The organism is Pseudomonas sp. FP215 (assembly GCF_030687795.1).
Classification (GTDB): Bacteria; Pseudomonadota; Gammaproteobacteria; order Pseudomonadales; family Pseudomonadaceae; genus Aquipseudomonas; species Aquipseudomonas salmasensis.
Window position 1 is genome coordinate 969,975 of the sequence record NZ_CP117447.1, and the last position, 22,430, is coordinate 992,404.

Below are 22,430 nucleotides of genomic sequence, written 5' to 3' on the forward strand. Positions count from 1 at the left end.
ACCCTGGTTACTGCTGGATCGTTGTGGCAGTGATCAACAGCGGGTAATGCTGGACTCCCAAGCGCTGTGCCAGATCATTTGATGGAGCCGGGACCAACTGTAGATTTCCTGCCCATCGTTGGATTTCGGCAAACCGCTCGGCGCTGGCCACGTTAACCACAAGGCCCACTGCCTGCAGTTGCTGTAACTGATCGCGGCGCTGTGATAACCACTTTCTGGAGCTTTCATCGTCGCCTACAAGAAACAATGGTTGCAGGCCAGGTGCATTGATTACCCGGCCCTGTACCTGCCCGGGTGTCAGTTGGTCAGAGCGCACTGGAAACGAGCCTTGCCCACGCACACCAATATTCTCTGACTGTGCTGACTGCTCAGTAGGTTCTGGAGCCAAGTACTGGTAGTAGGGCAGAGCGGAAACACCCCCTCGGTCTTCAACAACAATCAGCGAGGTGGCATGCACTGCCATGGGGGAGGCCAAAGACAGCAAAACAGGCAGATGCAGCAATCTATTCATGGATTATTCGCCATCAGGTTGATACCGGTGACCCGGCTGAGGTGTTTGGCAAAAGCTCGTCGGTATCGGGCAGCGGGTTCGCCTCCGGCAGGGCGGTGGTACCGACCAGCAGCGGTGATCCAGTCGCCTCCTTTGGCTTTTTGCTCAGCCAGGATCTGGGCCGTAACCGAGAGGTTTTTGTACGGATCCAGCCCTTCGCAGGGATAGCTATAACGGTGGCCGTTGGCACCGATGTTGGTTTGTCCAAGCCCGACGTCGACTCTATTTGGGCCTGCGGTCTGAAGGGCGATCATCAACGCTCTGCAAGCATCGCTGCGTGTCGCAAAGCGATATCCGGCGCCGGCGACATTCAACGTCCAGGGCCAGGGGACGATCTGGCCGCGAAGTCGGGTGCCACTCTCTTGCAGTGCAACGGAGTACAGCACCTCGGACGGAACGCCGGCAGGCAGGGCAATCAACTGATAGGCCGGTGGCGGAACCTCGGCACCGTTAGCAAATGCCGCGGTGAGCAGTAGCCCCCCCGTTAAAGCCGCGCGAATTACAGACGCTGCCATTGTCCATTCACCTCGCGTACCACGGCCGGCAGCTCACCGCCGAGTCCAAGGCCAAGCCATCGACCGGCATCGTGATTCAATGTGATCTGTCGGCTTCTCACGCTGGCCGGTTCGACTCCAGCCAAGATGGCCCAGCGGCGAATTATTTCGTCATCACCTTGACTACCAACGAAGTACAGATCAAAGGACTGTTTCTGGTTTTGTAAGTCTTTGACGCGGTCAATACATGCGTTGCAACTGTCTTGAACAAAAACGGCTAGTCGTCCAGTGCCTTTCACAGCAGTTAACGCTCCCGAGCCAGGAGCAGATGCAGGGTTGGACGATAGTTGGATGACTTTTTCATTGGGGTAAAGACGTGCGAAGGCTTGGTCATAGGCCCTTTGGTACGCCAGTTCCTTATCGATACGCTGTCGCTCGGCTCGCACCTGCAGCTCTGCATAGCGTCGCCGCTCCTCCTCCGACTTCGCTTCGATGCCAAGTGCTGTCAGAGGATCCAGGCCTGGCGAATAGATTCCGCGAGGACCCTCCATCACAGTTTGAAAACGGGACCATTCTTGGGGGGTCAATCCCCACTCGCGGGCGAGTTCTGTCTGACTTGCTCCTTGAGAAGAGTTGTGAACTTCACTGTTCTGAGTGTTCGAGATCGACGTTGATTGCCCCGAAGCCGCATGACAGCCGTATGCAAACGCGAAGGTGGCCAAGCCTGCAATGAAACCCAAAATGTTCCTGGGCTTCATTGTTTTCGAGGAAGTGGTAGGGGAGTGCATAAAGGAGGTCCTATTGCGCGACGGTTACGGTTTGAGGTGTTCCGGCCACGTCAAAGCGTGCGGATCTTCCGTCCAGCGCGTTGAGTCGCCAGGCGGTGCCCGCCACAGCGTCACCAGGTCGGATAAGGTAAATTTGATTCAACTGCGTGCTGCCAGGCGGTGCTACGGACAAAAAGCGTTCACCGCCGCGATACTCGATACCGACAACGGTAAAAGGGGGTGTTTGCGGTGTGACAGTGGCGGTAGCGGGCGGTTTTGGCCGCTTTGGTTGGCGGGCAACGGGCTTAGGCTTGGGCTTGAGGGGCACAGCAGTGGTTTGTTTGATGCGTGACTGACTGAGTTCTTGAAGACGGCTATCGAGTGTTTCGACGCTGGCTTTGAGGACTAGCAATTCACCAGCAGACGCAGCATTTTGAGAGATTTCTTGCGCTGACTCCGTCGCTTGCTTTGCATACGCTTGTGCGGCATCAATTCGATTCGATAAAGCCTGCTGCCCGGCTCGGAAGTCCTCGTTGGTCACCAGGTGGTTGCCGGCTACCGTGCCCAGTCGCTCATCGACTTTGCCAAGCCGCGTCAACAACGCATCGAGCGACTCTTTGTCTGCAGTCGCAGCCAAGCTGGTGCGGAGTTGGGAGAGTTGATGATGCTCATAACACAGAATGCCTGCCAATAATGCAAGGCACAGACTGAGTATCGCTGTGGTTCGAGTAGGGCGTGGTAGGTTCATGGGCGTCCTCGCGCAAAAGCGAATACACCCTCTCAAACCAGTCTCTTAGGTGCATCAGGAAATAGGTTTTCCAGGACGCATGGTTTTTGAAGTGTCGAGTTGGCCGCTGGTAAATTGGGATCGTTATAAAAAAATGGCCACCCGAAGGTGGCCGTCAAACTATGAAGCAATGAGCTGCCTTGCAAGTGTCATTTCAACTGAATCACCATCTTGGTTCAGCGAGTCGAGACCAGAATCTGGCACATCTCCCGACGTGCTTTGAATCACGGCGATTTTCTTGGCCATCAACTGCAGGCAAGTAATCTGAGAGCTGCCGGCATAGCCAAAAAAACACCCTCACTGGCTGCTTTTGCCCAATCCGCCATCACCGTCGAAATGCCTGTTGCAAGGTGTTGGGTAAAGCCATATACCGTAGCCCCACTGCGCGGAGTAAAGTCTTAAAAACCCGTGATAATGATCTGCGGAGTCAGAATAAAGTGGGTAACCGTCCGGCCAGGTCATCTACCCAGCTCTGCAAAGCGAAGACATGGTGTGCATTTAAATTAAGTGGACACCAATTCTAGCCTTTCAAGCGGGTATTTCATGCAGCCAACACGCCGTTCCTATTCCAAATCCTTCAAAGCCCAGATCATTCAAGAGTGCGCCCAACCAGGCGCTTCGATTGCCAGCGTCGCGCTCGGCCATAGCCTCAACGCAAACCTCGTCCACAAATGGATTCGGCTGCAAACGCAGAAAATTCCGGCACACCCACCTGCGGGGGCGAACTCCCATCCAGCATCATCGAATATCTGCGTTGAAATACAGCACCCGCGCGCCATCATCAAAGTGGACTGGCCCACTGAAAGTGCTGCCGCCTGCGCGACTTTTCTTCGAGATATTCTGCGATGATTCACATCGACTCCATCTGGCTCGCCACCGAACCGATGGCCATGCGCGCAGGCACCGAAACGGCGCTAGCCAAGGTGATCGCGGTGTTCGGTGCGGCGCAGCCGCACTGCGCTTATCTGTTCGCCAACCGCCGCGCCAATCGCATGAAAGTGCTGGTGCATGACGGCTTCGGAATATGGCTGGCGGCGCGCCGGTTAAACCAAGGCAAGTTCCACTGGCCTGGCATCCGCCATGGTCCTGAGATGGAACTGGATGCCGAGCAACTTCAAACGTTGTTGCTGGGGCTGCCATGGCAACGCGCAGGTTCTGGAGGCTCGATCACACTGCTTTAACGGCAGCCATTAGCCTATCGGTCTATCGTCGCGAAACGCCCGCTCTGGCAAAGTCCGGCGTATGACTTCTTCGCCCAATCTCGACCAACTGTCTCCCAATCAACTGCGCGTCCTCGCAGCGCAGTTGCTCTCGCAAGTCGACACTATGGGCAAGAAAATCAACCGTGATCAAACAGTCATTGAGAAACAGACCCACGAGATCGCCCAGCTCAAGCGTTTGAAGTTTGCCAAGCGCAGCGAGCAGATGAATCCTGAACAGGCCAGCCTGCTAGATGACCTGATCGATACTGATATCGCGGCGATTGAGGCCGAGCTTCAGGCGTTGCAAATAGCACCAGAGGCGACCGAGGAAAAGCTAAGGCCCAAGCGCACGGCATTGCCGGCAGAATTTCCGCGAACGTTGATCCATCACGAACCGGACAACACTCACCGCCCATGCGGCTGCGCCCTGAAGCGCATCGGTGAGGACGTTAGCGAGAAGCTGGACTACACGCCCGGCGTGTTCACCGTCGAACGCCATGTCCGTGGCAAGTGGGTCTGCGATAACTGCGAAACGCTGATCCAGGCACCGGTTCCGCCGCAGGTCATTGATAAGGGCATCCCGACTTCGGGCCTGCTCGCACACGTCATGATCGCCAAGTTTGCTGACCATCTGCCGCTTTACCGTCAGGAATCGATCTTAGGTCGAGCGGGCTTGGCGATTCCACGTTCAACCTTGGCTCAATGGGTTGGCGTGACCGGAGTTCAGTTGCAGCCGCTGGTCGATGCGCTGCGCGAAGTAGTGCTTGGGCAACAAATCATCCACGCAGATGAAACACCGGTGCAGATGCTCATGCCGGGAACAAAGAAAACCCACCGCTCCTATGTGTGGTCCTACGCTACCAGCCAGTTCTCGGATGTGGCAGCGGTGGTTTATGACTTCAGCCCCAGTCGCGCCGGAGAGCATGCTCGCGACTTCCTTCAGGACTGGAATGGCAAGTTGGTCTGCGACGATTTTGGCGGCTACAAGGCCAGCTTTGAACTCGGCGTGACCGAGATCGGCTGCATGGCCCATGCACGGCGCAAGTTCTTTGAACTGCACGCTACGAATAAAAGCACGCTCGCCGAGCAAGCCCTGCGCTATATCCAGTTGTTGTACGAAATCGAAAGAGAAGTCAGAGACCTGGAGCCGGATTTACGGCGCCGAATACGGCAAGAAAAAGCCGTACCGGTGAAGGATAGGCTGCATGCCTGGATGAACGCGCAGCGTGATCTTGTGCCCGAAGGTTCGGCCATCAGCAGAGCGCTCGATTACAGCCTTAAACGCTGGGCAGCGCTGTCGCGCTACCTCGATGACGGGGCGGTTCCCATTGATAATAATTGGGCGGAGGTGCGACACGAAGTCGCTTAATGAAGTTGTTCCCCCTTGGTGGGAACCACCCGTGTCACCGGGTGAATCTAGAAGGCTGAATCAAGAGCGCCTTCGACAATGTTACGAGGCGCCGCAAGGTGCGGGGTACCAATCGTGAGAGGCGTACCCTTCTGGCAGCCATGGCCGGACAAGTGCTAGATAGTTGGTATGGTGAACACACGTGAATCTGCGCAACGATCGTTAAATTAAGCGAGCGGAAATGGCTTACACGCTCGAACCAAAATGGTAATGGAGGTGGGAACTGCGTCTTTCTACTACGCATTCGTGACCCACATGCCTCCCGGTCGATAGCAGGCACCTAACCCGACGCACTTCAGTAAGCGGAACGTGGAAATCCCGTATCGCTCCCGTCAGGGAAAGCCGTTTGTAAAAATTGCCCATGGCGGTGCGGGCGAAGGAACGAGGAAAAAGCGAACGCCGTCCTGTAATGGGTTGGATAGAGGTTGAAACATCACTTCACGCGAAAGCGGGCAGACGTCCTCATGGTCTCTCTTCACACGAGAGTAGGTAGAACCCTTTCAACGGAAGGAGAGCAAATGAACGCAGCAGCATTGGCGTGTGCACCTTCCGGCACGTCGTGGGACAGCATCGATTGGATCGCCGTACAACGTCGTGTCAGAGGGCTGCAAGCGCGTATTGTGAAGGCTGTACAAGATGGCAGACATAACAAGGTGAAAGCCCTGCAATGGCTGCTGACTCACTCGTTCAGTGGCAAGGCATTTGCTGTGAAACGGGTGTCTGAAAACAAAGGCAAAAATACCCCCGGCGTGGACAAGGTTACTTGGAATACGCCTAGGGCCAAGCTCGGCGCGATAGAGTCGTTGACGCGGCGAGGTTACTCGCCGCTCCCGCTTCGGAGAGTGCTTATTCCGAAGAAAAACGGCAAAACGAGACCTCTTGGAATTCCCGCGATGAAATGCCGGGCCATGCAGGCGCTTCATCTGCTGGCTCTGGAACCGATAGCGGAAACTACCGGCGACCCGAACTCTTATGGGTTCAGGCCGGAACGCTCAACTGCGGATGCCGTCGCACAGTGCTTTGGTGTGCTGTCACGAAAAGCAAACGCGGAATGGGTGTTAGAGGGCGACATTCAAGGCTGTTTCGACAATATCAGCCATGACTGGTTGATCGCCAACATTCCCATGGACAAGGCGATTTTGCAGAAATGGCTCCGGGCTGGTTATGTCTACCAAAAGCAGCTATTCCCCAGCCACGCCGGAACCCCGCAGGGAGGCATCATATCCCCGGGGTTGGCGAACATGACGCTGGATGGGTTGGAAGCGATGCTGGCGAAGAGATTTCCCAACGCGAAGTGGACAGCCCGAAAAATGCGCGTGGTGCGTTATGCAGATGATTTCATCATCACTGGTTGTTCGAAAGAATGGCTGGAGAATGAAGTCAGGCCCGCCGTGGTTGAATTTCTGGCAGAGCGTGGACTTGTCCTCTCTCCGGAAAAAACCAAGATAACGCACATAGGGGACGGGTTCGACTTCCTCGGATGGAACCTGCGCAAGTACAACGGCAAGCTCCTGATCAAGCCGTCCAAGGCGAACATCGGGGCTCTACTTGCCAAGCTGCGAGAGTTGATCAAGACCAACAAAACGATACGACAGGCTAACTTGATAGGTTTGCTCAACCCGGTTCTACGGGGCTGGGCGAACTATCACAGTCATGTCGTCGCCAAGAAGGTCTTCAACCAGGTGGACAGCGCAGTGTGGGAAATGCTCTGGCGATGGGCGGTACGTCGCCACCCTCGCAAGACACGCCGATGGGTGAAGGATCGGTATTTCAAAGTACAAGGGGCGCGCCGTTGGGTGTTCTCGTGTACTGAAAAATCCGCCGATGGTCGGAAGCGTCAGTACACGCTAGTAGACGCCTCAGACACACCGATTGTGCGACATATCAAGATTAAGGCTGCTGCCAACCCTCACGACCCTGCATGGGATGAGTACTTCGAGTCCCGCTGGGGCAAGAAGATGCTCACTTCCGTTAAAGGTCGAGCCAAGCTGTATCGGGTATGGGTGCAACAGGGCGGCAGGTGCTGCGCCTGCTTCAAGCCGGTGACCAAAGACACACCGTGGCACAGTCGCCATATTGTGAAGCTAGGTCATGGCGGGACGGACGCTGCGGCTAATCTTGAGATTTACCACCTGCGTTGCCCACGAGATGTGCAATTTGCCAATGTCGACGATGTATAACCGGGTGCCCAATGGCGCCTTAGCAGAGGCTTGAGCCGTGTGCTGGGAAACTCGCATGCACGGTTCTTAGGGGGTTGGACGCGGGCAACCGCGTCTGACTACCCGACAACCAGATCCGGCCATGGGCTCTTGGGCGCAAGAACTGGCTCTTCGCCGGGTCGCTACGCAGCGGAAAACGGGCTGCGGCGATCATGAGCTTGATCCAGTCAGCGCGGCTGAATGGCCATGATCCGTACGCCTATCTAAAGGATGTTCTCACGCGCCTGCCGACGCGGCGCGCGAGTGAGATTAACAAGCTGCTGCCGCACAGGTGGGCACCTGTTTAATCGCGCAGGGTGTTTTGTGCTTATGTCTTCCCTGGCATCTACATTTTGCGCCACACCAAAGCAGGAATTGCTCGGATGTAAATTAGTTCGCTGACCAACTCAATCAGCGTTTGAGTAATCACTGCTGCCGCAGCGAGCCCTCTGATTTCCTCGGGCAAGGCCAATGCCAATGGTAGAACTACCAATGAGTTTCGTGTCGAACTGCTGAAAGCGACAGATCTTGCCGTGCTAGCCGGTAACTTAAACGCCCGAGCCACCAGCGCACCCACCACGGGTGCCAAGAGCATGAAACCAATGTAGACGGGAATAACAGGCAGCAGCTTGTCCATGTCTCTGACCACCGTTGAAATCTGAGAGCCGATCACTACGACCAATACAGCCGCCATAGCTGGCACAGGCATCCAAGCCCATACATTGTTCCAGCCCTCAACGATGCGTGACCCCTTTGCCCCGGCAGCTGTTGCTACTGCCAAGACCAAGGGTAAAGCGATCAGCACTACGAAGGCCTCAACAAATGGGCCGACCGATATAACCACCGCCGAGTCATCACTCACCATGAAGGCTAGATAGAGGGGTAGTAGCACAAGCTGAAGCACGAGTAGTAATGGTGTTGCCGCCAGAGTCAGTTTGGAGTCGCCCTTACCGATATGGGTAAACACAACAACATAATCGATACAAGGCGTCAGCAAGACCAATAGTGCGCCCACCAAAATCGCCGGGTGGTCGGCTAGGCCCATCGTCAACGCCCAAACCAACAGGGGGATGGCGACGAAATTGGCGGTCAGCAGCGCGGTCATGAAACGCTTGTTTGCAAGCCCTTTGCGAAGATCCAAGAATGGGATCTGCAGAAACATGGCGTACATCAGCACAGCGATGGCTGGTGTCACCAACGCACCTAACGCTTGAGAGGCATCAGGTGCGAGCAGGCCCCCGATAGCCGCGACAATGACCGCGACGAAGTAAACGGGAATCTGGTTCTTCTCTAGCTGTTCTCTGTCCACGGAATGCCCTTAAAACGCGTGAAATCATTTTTCGATTGAGCAGGTTAATATCTGTAGCTACTACAGGTTCAAGAAAATGCTTGGGGAGTTTGGATGTCAGGAATCGGAGCGCTGTCGAAATCAACGGGTTGCCACATTGAAACGATTCGCTACTACGAGAAAATAGGCCTTCTCCCTCCGGCCCTACGGTCGACAGGGCGGCATCGAATCTATACCGAAAAGCATCGGTCACGACTCATCTTCATCAGGCAGAATCGTGAACTGGGCTTTCCACTCGACGATATCCGCGAACTCATTGCGCTCGCGGCAGATGCTGATCGTCCGTGTGCTGATGCGTTGTCGGTGGTCAAGAAGCACTTGGCAGAAGTGGAATCTAAGGTAGCTAAGCTCCTGCAGATCCGGATAGAGCTGCTCTCAATGGCAGGCACGTGTGAGTCAAGATGCCTAGGCTCGAACACTCCAGACTGTACGATTATTGAGTCACTGTTCGAACCCGCTGCTGGGGCTCGCTCTGGTTGCTGCTCCTAGACGAGTCAAGAGCATAGGGGAGCAAGCTGCCATTGAAACCGAATAGCGCGATAGTCTCGACAGGGTCTTTCGAGCGTCCGTCTACACCAAACGGGCTGGTGCAAGATGTGTTCGGCAGACGCTTACTAAAGTGGTGCGCCACTGCTGGCATAAAAATATCAAGCTATAGTGTTTGGGGCCCTCAATCTCGTGACCGTACTGAGCGAACGCTTACACGGCAGACGTTTGCCAGGGCATATACCTATCAACTGAAGGAGCAAGTTCTATGGCCATCAAACCTGGGCCCAAGCCAATTGCCGAATCAACCGGCAAGACAGACCAGCGTCGCCGTGTAACCCCCGAGAACAAGCCTAAGCATCCCGACCTGGACGTGCATAAGCACAAGAAGGGTGATTGATGAGACCCCGCCAGACATGGCGGGGTTTTATTCTCGGTTAGCAGGTGTCACCGGATTTCCAGTGGGCATCTCCTAATTAATGCCGAAAAGCTTGTAGTAGGGTTGTTGAGGAGGACATGCTGGTGCGACTGTGTCGAGGAGCTTTCTGGATATTTCTACCCTTAACCCTGTCGGCTACCGATGGTAATGAGCGCTTAGAGAGGTCTACAGCCGACACATGCCAATGGCGTCGAAAACCATCATGGCGGATTTCTCCAAACGTTTACTCGTAGGCTTCACAACGCGATTGACGACTTGCTCGATATGCATGACTCCCAGGGTGAAAGCTGAGTGGGCATTTGAGGTGCTGACCAACCTGGCTGATGCATCGCAGCATGCAGCTATCAGGCGCTCGCACTGAGGGACGTAGACTCGAGCGGCGCCCTCGGCCCAGTCGAAATTTCAAACTCATTGCTTGACACTGTAGCTACTACAGGCTGTTCAATGACGCCATATCCTTATTGGTAGATGCGTCATGAGCCAGGAAAACCCGTCGAAAGCCAAATTGCACCTCGTGCCGAAGTCGGACGATTGCTGTTCTGCTGACCCCCGCGAGACCTTCGCCAAACAGGTTCATTCTCGTGCACATCATGTTGAGCATGGGCCTGATCACGCCGAGAGCTTGGGCAGAACGGGATCGCATGCGTGCGGTTCGAAGGATTCTCAGCCTTGTGGAGCCAAGTCCACCGACCATAATCAAGACCATAGCGCACACGATCATGGCACTTCAGCTCAAGCCCATTCCGATGCCGACCATTGCTGTTTGAGCAAAGTGGATTCCGCAGGGGCGGTGACTTCACATTCGGCCATGGCTGAGCCAGAAGGCACGACCCTGGTTCGGTATCGCATTGATAAGATGGATTGCCCTACCGAAGAGCGGCTAATTCGTAATCGCTTAGAGCCGATGCCTGGCATCGCACGACTTGATTTCAATCTGTTGGATCGTGAGCTGACAGTGCATCATCGCTTGGATGATCCGAAGGCGATAGTCATCGCTTTGACCGCGCTGGATATGGGGCCCAATCTCATCGAGGCCGGCGCAACCCCGAATGCCATTTCACCTGCTCTGACGACGCGCTTGAAAGGGCTGCTGGCGGTCAGCGGTCTAGCTGCCATCGCCGCTGAAGTGATCGCTTGGACGACCGGACAGGAGGGTTCTTTGCCTGTAATGTCCTTGGCTGCGCTGTCCATTCTTACTGCTGGTCTACCAACTCTGAAGAAGGGGTGGATCGCTGTAAAGAACTTCACATTGAACATCTACTTCTTGATGTCTTTGGCTGTCTTGGGTGCCATGGTGATTGGCAAGTGGCCGGAAGCCGCGATGGTGGTTTTCCTTTTCGCTATTGCCGAAGCCATCGAAGCACTCTCACTTGAGCGAGCGCGTAACGCGATTAAATCGCTGACTGCATTAGCTCCTGAGACTGCGGAAGTCATGACCGAAGCTGGCTGGAAAGAACACCCGGTTGAGAATGTCGTTCTCGGCAGCCGTATTCGTGTTCGCACAGGGTCGCGGGTACCGCTGGATGCGAGGGTGGAATCTGGTCGTGCTGCTCTCGACCAAGCCCCTATCACTGGTGAAAGCTTGCCAGTAGATAAGGCAGAGGGGGATCCGCTATATGCTGGCAGTATCGTGACAGACGGCGTCGTGGAGGCGACTGTCACGGCAGTCGCTGGCGAAAGTACGCTCGCTCGTATTGCTGCCGCGATTCAGGATGCGCAGTCTCAGCGGGCGCCGACGCAGAGGTTCGTTGACCAGTTCGCACGGTATTACACCCCAGCCGTAGTGGCGGTGGCATTTCTTGTTGCCGTTTTAGGCCCAGTGCTGCTTGGTGGTACGTGGGGTGAATGGTTGTATGAGGCCCTGGTGTTGTTGGTCATCGCGTGTCCTTGTGCCTTGGTCGTCTCAACGCCTGTCACTGTTGTGAGTGGTCTTGCCGCAGCCGCACGGCATGGAATCTTGATCAAGGGTGGTGCCTACCTGGAAAGCGGGCGCCTGCTGAAGGTGGTTGCTCTGGATAAAACAGGCACGTTGACTCAGGGCAAGCCAGTTCTGACTGACTCAGATATATTCAGTGACTTGTCTATCGAGAAGGCAACTTTGATTGCTGCGAGTCTTGATGAGCAAAGTACCCACCCAGTAGCGAAAGCATTGGTCAATGGGTGGAAATCGCAGCAGCCTGGCGCTGTGGCTCTGCCTGTCAGTGACTTCAGTGTGCTAAATGGCCGAGGCGTGAAAGGCACGATCGACGGTCATCTTTGGCATCTAGGCAACCATCGTTTGGTTGAGGAGTTGGGCGTGTGTTCTTCGGAGCTGGAGGCCAGACTTTCACGGCTTGAGGAAACTGGCAAAACGGTGATCGTGCTATGCGGCAATAGCGGCCCCGCCGCGATATTCGCGGTCGCAGACACAGTCCGACCGGAGAGTGTTGAAGCTGTGGCTGCTTTGAAGGCTTTGAACGTGGTTCCAGTAATGCTGACTGGGGATAATCCTGCGACGGCGAGGTCGATCGCTGAGCAATTGGGCATCGAGGATGCCCGTGGAAATCTGATGCCAGAGGACAAGCAGACTGCAGTCGCTGAACTCAAACGCAGATATGGCGCCGTTGGGATGGTTGGTGACGGCGTTAATGACGCCCCCGCCTTAGCGCAATCCGATATAGGTTTCGCAATGGGAGCCGCAGGGACAGCGACAGCTCTCGAAACAGCTGACGTTGCGATCATGGACGACGACCCTCGAAAAATCGCGTACTTTATCAGCCTGAGTCGCCGATCCGCCTCGGTTCTAAAGCAAAACATCATTTTGGCTCTGGGCATAAAAGTTGTCTTCTTGGCGTTGGCTCTCTCTGGTTTCGCGACATTGTGGATGGCCGTTTTCGCCGACATGGGGGCGAGCTTGCTCGTCGTATTCAATGGCTTGCGGCTGCTGCGTCGGTGAAATGGCTGCTGCGTTTTATATAGCTCATTCGCTGGAGGAGAGAACCATGCACTGCCCAGTTTGCAAAGAAGTACTGTTGGTAATGTCGGAACGTCAAAACGTTGAAATCGACTATTGCCCGCAATGTCGAGGTGTTTGGCTTGACCGGGGAGAACTCGACAAGATCATCGAGCGTAGCCAGCAGGAAGAACAAGAAGCTCGTTTTCTTCCACAGAGCGTATCTCAGTCGCTGCAAGGTACACCTCCGTCTGAACCTGTGTATGCCCAGCCGTCTTCTGGCCACCATGACAACAAACGCGGCACTAAGCACGGCCACTCCGCGCCGCAGCCTGGTCACGGTGGTGGTTGGCGGGACGGATATCAGAACGGCCATCAGAATCAGTCGAGGCATCAGGAAGAGCAGGTTTATCATAAGAAATCGTTTTTACGGGAAATTTTCGACTAATATTTGCTTGGATACAGCGATCCGCTAATCAGACTCCAGCCGGAAGATTTGATCAGCCGGCTGTAGCTTTTTCGAAACCCGGTATCCGGTATTCAACCAGTTTAGTAGAGCGGTTCCTCAGCCACTAGCGGGCCCGAAAATCCTGTAAAACCGTCTCTCCCCTTGACTTGCTCATCCCAATTACCGGGTAGGCGCTGCGTCGGTCACCTGACTCCATTCCGAGCGATCCCACGGGCATACCGAAGGCAGCTATTCCGTCCAGATTGGCTCGTCGACTTAGGGATGGTCTGAAGTAGCCATGTATTTCCCCGGCATACCACCTAGCGCAACTTTTAAACTCGCCAAATGATCAAAAAACAATCAATTCGACGAGTATTTCTTACGTTTTCGCCACCCGGACCCCACTCCGGTGGCCATTTCCCGCATTACAGGCGCACCTCTCCTGCATTCGTCAGTAAATGTCGGCGCGCCATCCACAGGTTCGACAGAGCGAACAGTGTCACCAGTTGCGCCGTGTTTTTGGCCAAGCCGCGAAAGCGCACCTTGGTGTAACCGAACTGGCGCTTGATTACCCGGAACGGATGCTCGACCTTGGCGCGCACCTGAGCCTTGGCCTTTTCAATCTTGCGCTTGGCTTTGTACAGCACGCTGCGCTTATCGAGTTTTTTGTAGGTGCTGCGGCGTGCCGCCACCTGCCAGATAACTTCACGTCCTTCATGCTCGGGCCGCTTTTCGACACCGGTGTAGCCTGCATCGGCGCAGACCACGTTTTCGTCGCCATGCAGCAATTTGTCCACCTGGGTGACATCCGCCACATTGGCCGCCGTGCCCACTACGCTGTGCACCAGACCCGATTCGTCATCGGCGCCGATGTGGGCCTTCATGCCAAAATAATACTGGTTTCCCTTCTTGGTCTGGTGCATTTCCGGGTCGCGCTTGCCGTCCTTGTTCTTGGTCGAACTGGGCGCATTGATCAGCGTTGCATCGACGATGGTGCCCTGGCGCAGCGACAGGCCGCGGTCGCCCAGATAGCCATTGATGACAGCGAGGATGCCGGCCGCCAGCTCGTGTTTCTCCAGCAAGCGGCGGAAGTTGAGAATGGTGGTTTCGTCGGGGATGCGCTCCAGGTTCAGCCCGGCAAACTGGCGCAGGATCGTGGTTTCGTACAGCGCTTCCTCCATCGCTGGATCGCTGTAGCCGAACCAGTTCTGCAGCAGATGCACACGCAGCATCGCCATCAACGGGTAGGCCGGACGGCCACCTTCACCTTTCGGATAATGTGGCTCGATCAAAGCAATCAAGCCCTTCCACGGCACCACCCGATCCATCTCGATCAGGAACAACTCCTTGCGGGTTTGCTTGCGCTTGCCAGCGTACTCGGCGTCGGCGAAGGTCATCTGCTTCATCGGGAAACTCGGTGGGTGGGGTCGCGGTATTTTGCCAAATCAGAAAGTCTTTTTCAGAGTTTCCTTAATTTTTTGCTACTGGCCTGAGCATGCCCTTGTATCGTCATTTAGCGGTGGTAAAACCTTACACGATTAAGGGGTGTTGCCACGGCGAGGGCTCAAGATCAGGTGCAAGGGAATACTGCAGTTTTTTTGCGTAATCGCTAGAATAGCCGCCTTTGTGAAGTTCTGGAGTTTCCCCCTAATGCGCACTTTTCGGCTGGTGATTGCTTGCCCGGACCGGGTTGGCATCGTTGCCAAGGTCAGTAACTTTCTGGCTTCCCATAATGGCTGGATCACCGAGGCGAGCCATCACTCGGACGATCTCAGTGGTTGGTTTTTCATGCGTCACGAAATCCGTGCCGATACGCTGCCCTTTGGCCTGGAAGCCTTCCGCGAGGCGTTTGCGCCGATTGCCGAAGAGTTTTCGATGACCTGGCACATCACTGATACAGAGCAGAAGAAACGCGTGGTGCTGATGGCCAGCCGCGAATCCCACTGCCTGGCAGACCTGCTGCACCGCTGGCACAGCGACGAACTCGATTGCGAGATTGCTTGCGTGATCTCCAACCACGACGACCTGCGCAGCATGGTCGAATGGCATGGCATCCCTTATTACCATGTGCCGGTCAACCCACAGGACAAGGAGCCGGCATTCGCCGAGGTGTCGCGCCTGGTCAAGCAGCACGACGCGGATGTGGTGGTGCTGGCGCGCTACATGCAGATCCTGCCGCCGGAGCTGTGCCGCGAATACGCGGGCAAAGTGATCAACATTCACCACAGCTTCTTGCCGTCCTTTGTCGGTGCCAAGCCGTATCACCAGGCTTCCCTGCGTGGCGTGAAGTTGATTGGTGCAACCTGCCACTACGTGACCGAAGAGCTGGACGCCGGCCCGATCATCGAGCAAGACGTGGTGCGCGTCAGCCACAGCGACAGTATTGAAGACATGGTGCGCTTCGGCCGTGACGTCGAGAAAATGGTGTTGGCCCGTGGCTTGCGCTACCACTTGGAAGACCGCGTGTTGGTGCACGGCAACAAGACCGTGGTTTTCTGACTCAGCGGTTTTGATTGAAAGACACCGGGGCCTGGAGGTAAAACTCTCCAGGCCCTTTTTTTATTTCTGTTTCAGGAGATTCCCATGAGCGACCCGCTCGATAAAGCCACCTCACGGGCGCCTGCTACCTTGGGCGAGGGCTGTTTGAGTCGTTACGACCCGGACGCGCTGGATGCCGAGGATGGAACTGATTTTCCAGGCGCGGCGCGTTTATGGGAACAGACACAGGCGCAGGACGAGCCGCCTGCCGCCCCTGAAAAAGACGCTTGAGCAGCGGTTTGCCGACCATCAATAGAAACACTGGTGCACCGGCCAGCAAATAGAAGTAATAGGTCACCGCGCGCCAGATCAGAATCGCCGCCGCCGCTGTGGATGTGCCCACCATGGGCGCCAGCAGTGCCGCGGACGTCAGCTCCGCTGCGCCGGCCCCGCCTGGCGCGAGGCTGAACTGCCCGGCAGTCAGCGACAGCATCTGGATCAGAAAGCTCCAGGCCCACTGCACCTCACCGCCCAACCCGCGCAGCGCCAGGTACAGCACGCTGTAACGCAGCAGCCAATGCAGGCTGGTCAGCGCAAAGACCCCAAGCAAGGTACTCCGGGGGAGCTTCAGGGTGGCGCTGAACGCCGCAAGAAAACGCAGCAACCGGCGCGCCCAGCGTCGGCGGGTGGTAGCGCCGACCTTCATGGCCTTGAGTGCCAAACCCGCCAGGCGAATCAGCCGCCGGTGAAAATGCACCACGGCCCAGCCACTGATCACCCCACCCACCATCGACACGGCGCTGAGCCCCAGCAACCACTCCATGCGCGGGCTGAGGCTATGAAACAGCGCATACAGCAGGATCCCCACCAGTGCGCAGAGAAAAAACACCAAGTCGCTCAATTGGTCCATGGCGAACACCGCACTGCCGTGGGCAGGGCGCACGCCGTTACGTGCCAGCAGCGCCATCAGGGTCAACGGCCCGCCGCTGCCGCCGGGAGTGGCGCACATGGCGAACTCGGTGGATATCACCACGCCAAGGCTTTTAAGCGGCCCTAACTGGGCGCGATGCTCGCCAAGCAACAGGCGGATGCGCAGGCTGTTGATCAGCCAGCAGCCGATGATCATGGCGAACATCCCCAGCAACTGGGGCAACGGAAACTGGCGCAGGCGCGCAATGCTTTCGCCGCCGCCCAGCCACACCGGAATGGCCAGTGCCGCCAGGAGGGCCAGCACCAGCCAGATCAGTCGCCCCATGGCTGCGTCGCCAGCCAGGCGGCCTTGGTTTGGGGGACGCGCCCCGCGTTGAGCAGGCGTTGCAGGGTGTGCAGCCAATAATCGCGGGAAAACCTGTGGCGCATGTCCACCGGGTGCAATCCGAGTCGGATCAGCGGGGCCGTCTGCCAGCGCTGTTCACGGCGGTCGCTGAGGATTTTGGACAGCCCGCGGCGCCAGGCACTGCGGGCACTCCACACCAGGCCGGGAGCGTCGATGGGCGTGAAGTCAGGCAAGCGATAAAAATGTTGCGGGTCGCTGGTGTAGCTCAGCGGCAACTGGCGCAATGCCTTCCGGGTGCCATCGCTCATCAACCAGGCGGGCGCAACAAAGCCATGCAGCGGCCAACCATTGCGCTGGAACACCTCAATGCCGGCGGTCAGCCGCCGCAACGCCTCGGCCTCGGACAACTGATAAAACTCGCCTTCGTGGGTATAGATGCGTCGCATAAACCATTCTTTTGGCGTACGCGGCCGAGGTTGGTCGTCGCAATGGTAATAACCATGCAAGGTGAGCTCATCGCCCTTGGCGACACGGCTATCGAGCAGGCGCCGAAAATCGCGGTGGGCGGCCAGGTCGTCATGGTGGTGGAAGTCCGGCACTACCAGCCAAGTAATGGGCACGTTGCCCAATGCATCGACGGCCTCGACGAAGGGCCGGTAGTCGGCCCAGGTGTGCGGTGCCACGTCGTGCAGTACCAGCATCAGCGCGCGCTCAGCCATGGGCGAGCATCGGTTCATGGCTGCCCAGCACGGCGTAGTAATGCCCCAGCAGGCTGTCGACTACCGTATCCCACGCATAATGCCGCTCGACATGGTGCCGAGCCTGGGCCCCCAGGCGTCGGCTGTCGGTACTGAACAGCTCGCGCACCGCATCGGCCATGGCCTTGGGGTTGTTCGGCGGGCACAGCAGGCCACAACGCTCGTCGACAATCTCGGTAAAGGCCCCGGCCGCCACGGCGACCACCGGAATACCGCAGGCCATGGCTTCCAGGATCACCAGCCCGAAGGTCTCCTGGTCGCCACCGTGCAGCAAGGCATCGGCGCTGGCCATCAGCCGCGCAACATGCTGGGCGGGCCGGAATCCATCAATGACGGTGACATTGTCTGGCACGCTGGCGGGCATGCCGGAGCCCACCAGCAGCAAGTGGTAGCCATCCCCCAGGCGCTTCATGCAGTTGAGCAGCACCGGCAGATTTTTCTCTTTGGAGCCGCGCCCGGCGAAGATCAATAGCCGAGTGTCTTCGCCAATCCCCAGTTCGGCGCGCAGGCCGGGGTCACGTACCTCGGGGGTGAAGGTTTGCAGGTCTACGCCCAGGGGTTGTACGAAGACATTTCTGACGCCAAGCCCGGTGAGCTTGTCGGCCATGACCTGGCTGGGGGCGAGCACCCGGTCAAAATTCCCATAGAGTTTGCGTACGTAGGCTTCAACATTGGGAGTAAACCAAGGCCCCATGCGGTTGCTCACCAGCAGTGGCAGGTCGGAGTGGTAGAAGCCGATGACCGGCACATCCAACTGACGCCGTGCGTCCAGGGCTGCCCAGGCGGTCAGGTAAGGATCGCCCACTTCGATCAGGTCGGGCTGTAAATCGTGCAGGACATTTCGCCATGGCGCCAAGCGAACGGGGAAACGGTAGCCTTTGCCGAAGGGCAGGGCGGGCGCCGGTACTTTGAAGATGCCGTCCTGTTCGCTCAAATGTGCGCCGGGGATCAACAGGCTGTGGCGAATGCCCGGCTTGAGCGCCAGACGCCGGTGCTTGGCGTCAAGGTAAGTGCGTACGCCACCGCTGGCCGGGGCGTAGAACATGGTTATGTCAGCGATATGCACGATGAACATCCCTCCGATCCATTGCTCTCCCTAGATGGACCTGAGGTAAGGATAGATGTTCGGTTTAGATTCGCAGCATGACGGTGGCGGGAGCGGACAAACCCACGCTGTAGGAGCGAGCTTGCTCGCGAAAAACTCACAGACGCCGCGTTTCTTCAGGCAGCTCGCGTTATCGTTGACGTTTTTCGCGAGCAAGCTCGCTCCTACAGGTGAATTTTAGATCCGGAAGCTGCCCACCAACTGCTTCAAACGCGAGGCCTGTTGTTCCAGGTCCGAGCAGGCGCGCAGGGTCGATTGCAGGTTTTCCACCCCTTCCTGGTTGAGGGTGTTGATCTCGGTGATGTCCATATTGATCGACTCCACCACCGAGGTCTGTTCTTCAGTGGCGGTGGCGACCGACTGGTTCATGCCGTCGATCTCGCCAATACGCTGGGTCACGCTGTTCAGGCGCTCGCCGGCCAGGTTGGCGATTTCCACGCTGTCCAGGCTGTGGCGTTGGCTTTCGCTCATGGTCGTCACCGAGTCACGGGCGCCCACCTGCAGCTCTTCGATCATCGTCTGCACCTGTTGCGCCGACTCTTGAGTGCGATGGGCCAGGTTGCGCACTTCATCGGCGACCACCGCAAAGCCACGCCCGGCTTCCCCGGCGCGCGCCGCTTCGATCGCCGCGTTGAGCGCCAGCAGGTTGGTTTGCTGGGAAATGCTGGTGATCACCTCAAGGATCTGGCCGATATTCACCGTTTTGCTGTTAAGTGCTTCGATATTGGTACTTGAGGTGCTGATCATGCTGGATAACTGCGTCATCGCCTTGATATTGCGTTCAACCACCTGCTGGCCGTCCTCGGCGAGGTGCCGGGCATCGCTGGCCTGACTGGAGGCTTGGGCGGCGTTGCGTGCGATCTCCTGGGCTGCGGCCCCCAGTTGGTTGATGGCGGCGGCGACGCTGTTGGTGCGGTTGGCCTGTTCATCGGAGTTGACCATCGATGAGTTGGAGGCACTGACCACCCGCAGGGCCACTTCATTGACATGCTCGGTGGCGGAAGACACTTCGCGAATCGAGGTATGAATGCGCTCCACGAAGCGGTTGAAGGCATTGCCCAAGGTGCCGAACTCATCATTGTTCTGGATGGTCAGGCGGCGGGTCAGGTCGCCTTCACCGTCGGCAATGTCCTGCATGGCGCGGGTCATCAGGTGCAGAGGTTGCAGCAAGACGCGGATGAGCATGCCGAGCAGGGCGATGATGATCACTACCGCGATGATCGTGGCGATCACCGCCGAGGTGCGAAACTCACTGAGCATGGCGAAAGACTTGTCTTTATCCACCGAAACGCCCAGGTACCAGTTCACCGAGGGCAGGCCCTTGATCGGTGTGAACGTCACGATATTGGTCTTGCCGTTGGCTTGGACTTCGCTGAAGTCACCGCTGATCTTCGGCGTGTCTTTCGGGTACACGTCGGCGAGGGTCTTCATCACCAGGGCTTTATCCGGGTGCACCAGCACTTTGCCGTCGGCGCTGACCAGGAACGCATAGCCCATGCCGCCAAAATCCAGCGCGCCGATGTTATCCACCAGGGTCTGCAGGCTCAGGTCGCCGCCGACTACGCCGATGCTCTGGCCGCCCTTGGCGCTGGGCGTAGCGACAGAAATGATCAGTTGGCCGGTCGCCGCGTCGATATAGGGTTCGGTCAGGGTCGAGCCGTTACTGGCCTGGGCGCCCTTGTACCAGGGGCGAACACGCGGGTCGAAGCCGTCGGGCATCTTGGTGTCAGGGCGGATGGTGAATGTGCCCTGGCTGTCACCGACGTAGGTGGCCATGAATGACGAGGTCAGCGCTTTCTGCTCCAGCAGGCTGGCGACCACGGTTTTTTCAGGGTTGATAGCGATGTTCTGTGCGGCGTTTTCCACCAGGCCGATACGGCCGGTGAGCCAGGTCTGGATGTTGCTGGCGGTGACGTCGCCCATCTCATGCAGGTAGTTGTTGAGGTCGTCACGAATCGCGTTGCGCTGCAGGTAGTCGTTGTAGAGGGTAAACAACGCAAAGGCGGCGATGACGATAAGGGAGGCTGCAAGCAGGATCTTGTGGCTGAAGCGCAGATTTTTGTTCATGGCTTGAAGGGTCCGCTAAGGTCTTAATATCCGAGGCGCATCCTATGCGGGAGGCGCAAAATGGCAGCGTCAAAAAAGGTGTGGTATTTCTGGTGATAGCTCCGTTGGTCCGTATCGGAATTATCTGACCGTTTTTTAGTCTTTGTCGGGCTTACATCTGTCTATATCGACCTCGCGGCACTAAAGATTAACCATAGGTGACGAAATGCCTGACTCCACACAACTGCTTATCGGTGCTGGCCTTGACGGCCAGCCCATCGCCCAGTCCATGCGCCTGGCCAACCGTCACGGGTTGATCGCTGGCGCCACGGGCACCGGCAAGACCGTCACCTTGCAGCGCCTGGCAGAAGCCTTCAGTGATGCGGGTGTGGCGGTGTTCGCTGCCGACATCAAGGGCGACCTCTGCGGCCTGGGCGCCGCCGCCAACCCCCAGGGCAAAGTGGCCGAGCGTATTGCCGGCATGCCCTTCCTTAATTACACCGCCCAGGCGTACCCGGTCACCCTGTGGGATATCCACGGCCAATCCGGTCACCCACTGCGCACCACCATCAGTGAAATGGGCCCGCTGTTGCTCGGCAGCCTGTTGGAACTCACCGACAGCCAGCAATCGGCGCTCTATGCGGCGTTCAAGGTGGCCGACCGCGAAGGCCTGTTGCTGCTGGACCTCAAGGACCTCAAGGCACTGCTCAATCACCTGCGCTATCACCCGGAACTGCTGGGCGAAGACGCCGCCTTGATGACCACCGGTTCCAGCCAGGCCTTGTTGCGGCGCCTGGCAGTGCTGGAGCAGCAGGGCGCCGAAGCCTTGTTTGGCGAGCCGGCCCTGCAACTGGAGGATATTTTGCAGCCCGCCAGCGATGGACGTGGACGCATCCACCTGCTGGACGCCAGCCGCTTGGTGCATGAAGCGCCGAAGGTCTACGCGACCTTCCTGCTGTGGCTGCTGGCAGAGTTGTTCGAACAACTGCCGGAACGCGGCGATGCCGACAAACCATTGTTGGCGTTGTTTTTCGATGAGGCGCATTTGTTGTTCGCCGATACGCCAAAAGCCTTGCAGGAACGCCTTGAGCAGGTGGTGCGCCTGATCCGTTCCAAAGGCGTCGGCGTGTATTTCGTCACCCAATCGCCGGGCGACCTGCCGGATACGGTACTGGCGCAACTGGGCCTGCGCATCCAGCACGGTTTGCGTGCGTTCACCGCCAAAGAACAGAAATCGCTGCGGGCAGTGGCGGATGGTTTCCGGCCCAACCCGACATTCGATACCTTGTCGGTGCTTACAGAGTTGGGCACCGGTGAGGCATTGGTGGGAACCTTGCAGGAAAAGGGCACGCCGGAAGTCGTCCAGCGCGTATTGGTTGCCCCCCCGCAATCGCGGATCGGGCCGCTCACCGAAGCCGAACGCAAAGCGTTGATCGCCAGTTCGCCGCTGTTGGGGCGCTATGACAAGCCGGTGGATCGTGAGTCTGCCTATGAAGTGCTGATGGCCCGCAAGGAACTGGGGCCTGCCGAGCAGGCCGCGCCGGCCGCCGAAGAGCCGAGCTTCACCGACAAGGCCGGTGCCTTCCTGGGGACCACGGCGGGCAAGGCGTTGAAATCAGCCATGCAGCAGGCCGCCAATCAGATGGGGCGCCAGTTGGTGCGGGGTCTGCTCGGTTCGTTATTGGGCGGCAGCAAACGCAAGTAGCGC

General features: G+C 57.4%; 19 protein-coding genes and 4 pseudogenes. 11 read left to right on the forward strand and 12 right to left on the reverse strand.

Annotated elements, in window-relative coordinates; genetic code table 11:
- Nucleotides 1-7 precede the first annotated feature (7 nt).
- The 5 genes and pseudogenes from PSH76_RS04280 to PSH76_RS30685 form a co-directional block, all read right to left on the reverse strand.
- Nucleotides 8-511 (reverse strand): integrating conjugative element protein, encoded by a 504-nt coding sequence (locus PSH76_RS04280; protein ID WP_008437383.1) that lies wholly within the window; start codon nt 509-511, stop codon nt 8-10.
- Entirely contained in the window at nt 508-1,065 is a 558-nt protein-coding gene (locus tag PSH76_RS04285; protein WP_008437382.1) for a lytic transglycosylase, read from the reverse strand. Before PSH76_RS04285 ends, PSH76_RS04280 begins: the two co-directional genes overlap by 4 nt.
- The gene (locus tag PSH76_RS04290; RefSeq protein WP_024073355.1) at nt 1,050-1,802 is read right to left on the reverse strand and encodes a TIGR03759 family integrating conjugative element protein; all 753 of its coding nucleotides are present in this window, start codon (nt 1,800-1,802) and stop codon (nt 1,050-1,052) included. Before PSH76_RS04290 ends, PSH76_RS04285 begins: the two co-directional genes overlap by 16 nt.
- Nucleotides 1,803-1,842: 40 nt before the next feature.
- Nucleotides 1,843-2,559 (reverse strand): hypothetical protein, encoded by a 717-nt coding sequence (locus tag PSH76_RS04295; protein WP_024073356.1) that lies wholly within the window; start codon nt 2,557-2,559, stop codon nt 1,843-1,845.
- Nucleotides 2,560-2,718: 159 nt separating this feature from the next.
- Nucleotides 2,719-2,950, reverse strand: a pseudogene (locus PSH76_RS30685) (DEAD/DEAH box helicase); the annotation flags it as partial.
- Nucleotides 2,951-3,141: 191 nt separating this feature from the next.
- Between PSH76_RS30685 and PSH76_RS04300 the strand changes: the two are divergent.
- The 5 genes and pseudogenes from PSH76_RS04300 to PSH76_RS04320 form a co-directional block, all read left to right on the forward strand.
- Complete coding sequence (locus PSH76_RS04300) at nt 3,142-3,447, forward strand: transposase (protein ID WP_093235877.1); 306 nt, start codon at nt 3,142-3,144, stop codon at nt 3,445-3,447.
- A complete protein-coding gene (tnpB, locus tag PSH76_RS04305) occupies nt 3,444-3,779 on the forward strand; it encodes an IS66 family insertion sequence element accessory protein TnpB (protein ID WP_024073357.1) in 336 nt (111 codons plus the stop codon). Before PSH76_RS04300 ends, tnpB begins: the two co-directional genes overlap by 4 nt.
- A 61-nt stretch (nt 3,780-3,840) precedes the next feature.
- A pseudogene (locus PSH76_RS04310) lies at nt 3,841-5,148 on the forward strand (IS66 family transposase); the annotation flags it as partial.
- A gap of 578 nt (nt 5,149-5,726) precedes the next feature.
- On the forward strand, nt 5,727-7,388 hold the full coding sequence (gene ltrA, locus PSH76_RS04315) for a group II intron reverse transcriptase/maturase (RefSeq protein WP_024073359.1): 1,662 nt from the start codon (nt 5,727-5,729) through the stop codon (nt 7,386-7,388).
- Between the two features lie 104 nt (nt 7,389-7,492).
- A pseudogene (locus PSH76_RS04320) lies at nt 7,493-7,714 on the forward strand (transposase domain-containing protein); the annotation flags it as partial.
- Between the two features lie 38 nt (nt 7,715-7,752).
- Here the strand turns inward: PSH76_RS04320 and PSH76_RS04325 are convergent.
- Nucleotides 7,753-8,715, reverse strand: coding sequence for an arsenic resistance protein (locus PSH76_RS04325; protein ID WP_024073360.1), 963 nt, complete (start codon nt 8,713-8,715; stop codon nt 7,753-7,755).
- A gap of 93 nt (nt 8,716-8,808) precedes the next feature.
- On the opposite strand from PSH76_RS04325, the gene PSH76_RS04330 reads away from it, so the two are divergent.
- From PSH76_RS04330 to PSH76_RS04345, 4 genes are all read left to right on the forward strand, one after another.
- Nucleotides 8,809-9,243 (forward strand): helix-turn-helix domain-containing protein, encoded by a 435-nt coding sequence (locus tag PSH76_RS04330; protein ID WP_024073361.1) that lies wholly within the window; start codon nt 8,809-8,811, stop codon nt 9,241-9,243.
- Between the two features lie 265 nt (nt 9,244-9,508).
- On the forward strand, nt 9,509-9,640 hold the full coding sequence (locus tag PSH76_RS04335; protein ID WP_024073362.1) for a hypothetical protein: 132 nt from the start codon (nt 9,509-9,511) through the stop codon (nt 9,638-9,640).
- Nucleotides 9,641-10,154: 514 nt separating this feature from the next.
- Nucleotides 10,155-12,614 carry a heavy metal translocating P-type ATPase gene (locus tag PSH76_RS04340; RefSeq protein WP_024073364.1) on the forward strand — a complete coding sequence of 820 codons (2,460 nt, stop codon included), beginning with the start codon at nt 10,155-10,157 and terminating at the stop codon, nt 12,612-12,614.
- Nucleotides 12,615-12,660: 46 nt separating this feature from the next.
- Entirely contained in the window at nt 12,661-13,059 is a 399-nt protein-coding gene (locus PSH76_RS04345) for a zf-TFIIB domain-containing protein (RefSeq protein WP_073844972.1), read from the forward strand.
- A gap of 425 nt (nt 13,060-13,484) precedes the next feature.
- Here PSH76_RS04345 and PSH76_RS04350 read toward each other — a convergent pair whose 3' ends face one another.
- The gene (locus PSH76_RS04350) at nt 13,485-14,465 is read right to left on the reverse strand and encodes an IS5-like element IS1384 family transposase (protein WP_010466230.1); all 981 of its coding nucleotides are present in this window, start codon (nt 14,463-14,465) and stop codon (nt 13,485-13,487) included.
- Between the two features lie 244 nt (nt 14,466-14,709).
- Here PSH76_RS04350 and purU point away from each other — a divergent pair, with 244 nt between their 5' ends.
- Nucleotides 14,710-15,558, forward strand: a complete 849-nt coding sequence (purU, locus tag PSH76_RS04355) for a formyltetrahydrofolate deformylase (RefSeq protein ID WP_019821236.1) — start codon at nt 14,710-14,712, stop codon at nt 15,556-15,558.
- Nucleotides 15,559-15,682: 124 nt separating this feature from the next.
- On the opposite strand, the gene PSH76_RS04360 is transcribed toward purU, so the two are convergent.
- From PSH76_RS04360 to PSH76_RS30695, 5 genes and pseudogenes are all read right to left on the reverse strand, one after another.
- Nucleotides 15,683-16,792 (reverse strand): lysylphosphatidylglycerol synthase transmembrane domain-containing protein, encoded by a 1,110-nt coding sequence (locus PSH76_RS04360; protein WP_032895486.1) that lies wholly within the window; start codon nt 16,790-16,792, stop codon nt 15,683-15,685.
- The gene (locus PSH76_RS04365; protein ID WP_138762273.1) at nt 16,780-17,532 is read right to left on the reverse strand and encodes a DUF2334 domain-containing protein; all 753 of its coding nucleotides are present in this window, start codon (nt 17,530-17,532) and stop codon (nt 16,780-16,782) included. Before PSH76_RS04365 ends, PSH76_RS04360 begins: the two co-directional genes overlap by 13 nt.
- Nucleotides 17,525-18,646 (reverse strand): glycosyltransferase family 1 protein, encoded by a 1,122-nt coding sequence (locus PSH76_RS04370; protein ID WP_305493627.1) that lies wholly within the window; start codon nt 18,644-18,646, stop codon nt 17,525-17,527. The genes PSH76_RS04365 and PSH76_RS04370 overlap by 8 nt, the downstream gene beginning before the upstream one ends.
- 207 nt (nt 18,647-18,853) lie before the next feature.
- Nucleotides 18,854-19,618, reverse strand: coding sequence for a methyl-accepting chemotaxis protein (locus PSH76_RS30690; protein WP_370694806.1), 765 nt, complete (start codon nt 19,616-19,618; stop codon nt 18,854-18,856).
- Between the two features lie 141 nt (nt 19,619-19,759).
- Nucleotides 19,760-20,743, reverse strand: a pseudogene (locus tag PSH76_RS30695) (cache and HAMP domain-containing protein); the annotation flags it as partial.
- 205 nt (nt 20,744-20,948) lie between these two features.
- On the opposite strand from PSH76_RS30695, the gene PSH76_RS04380 reads away from it, so the two are divergent.
- Entirely contained in the window at nt 20,949-22,427 is a 1,479-nt protein-coding gene (locus PSH76_RS04380; protein WP_047711675.1) for a helicase HerA-like domain-containing protein, read from the forward strand.
- Nucleotides 22,428-22,430 lie beyond the last annotated feature (3 nt).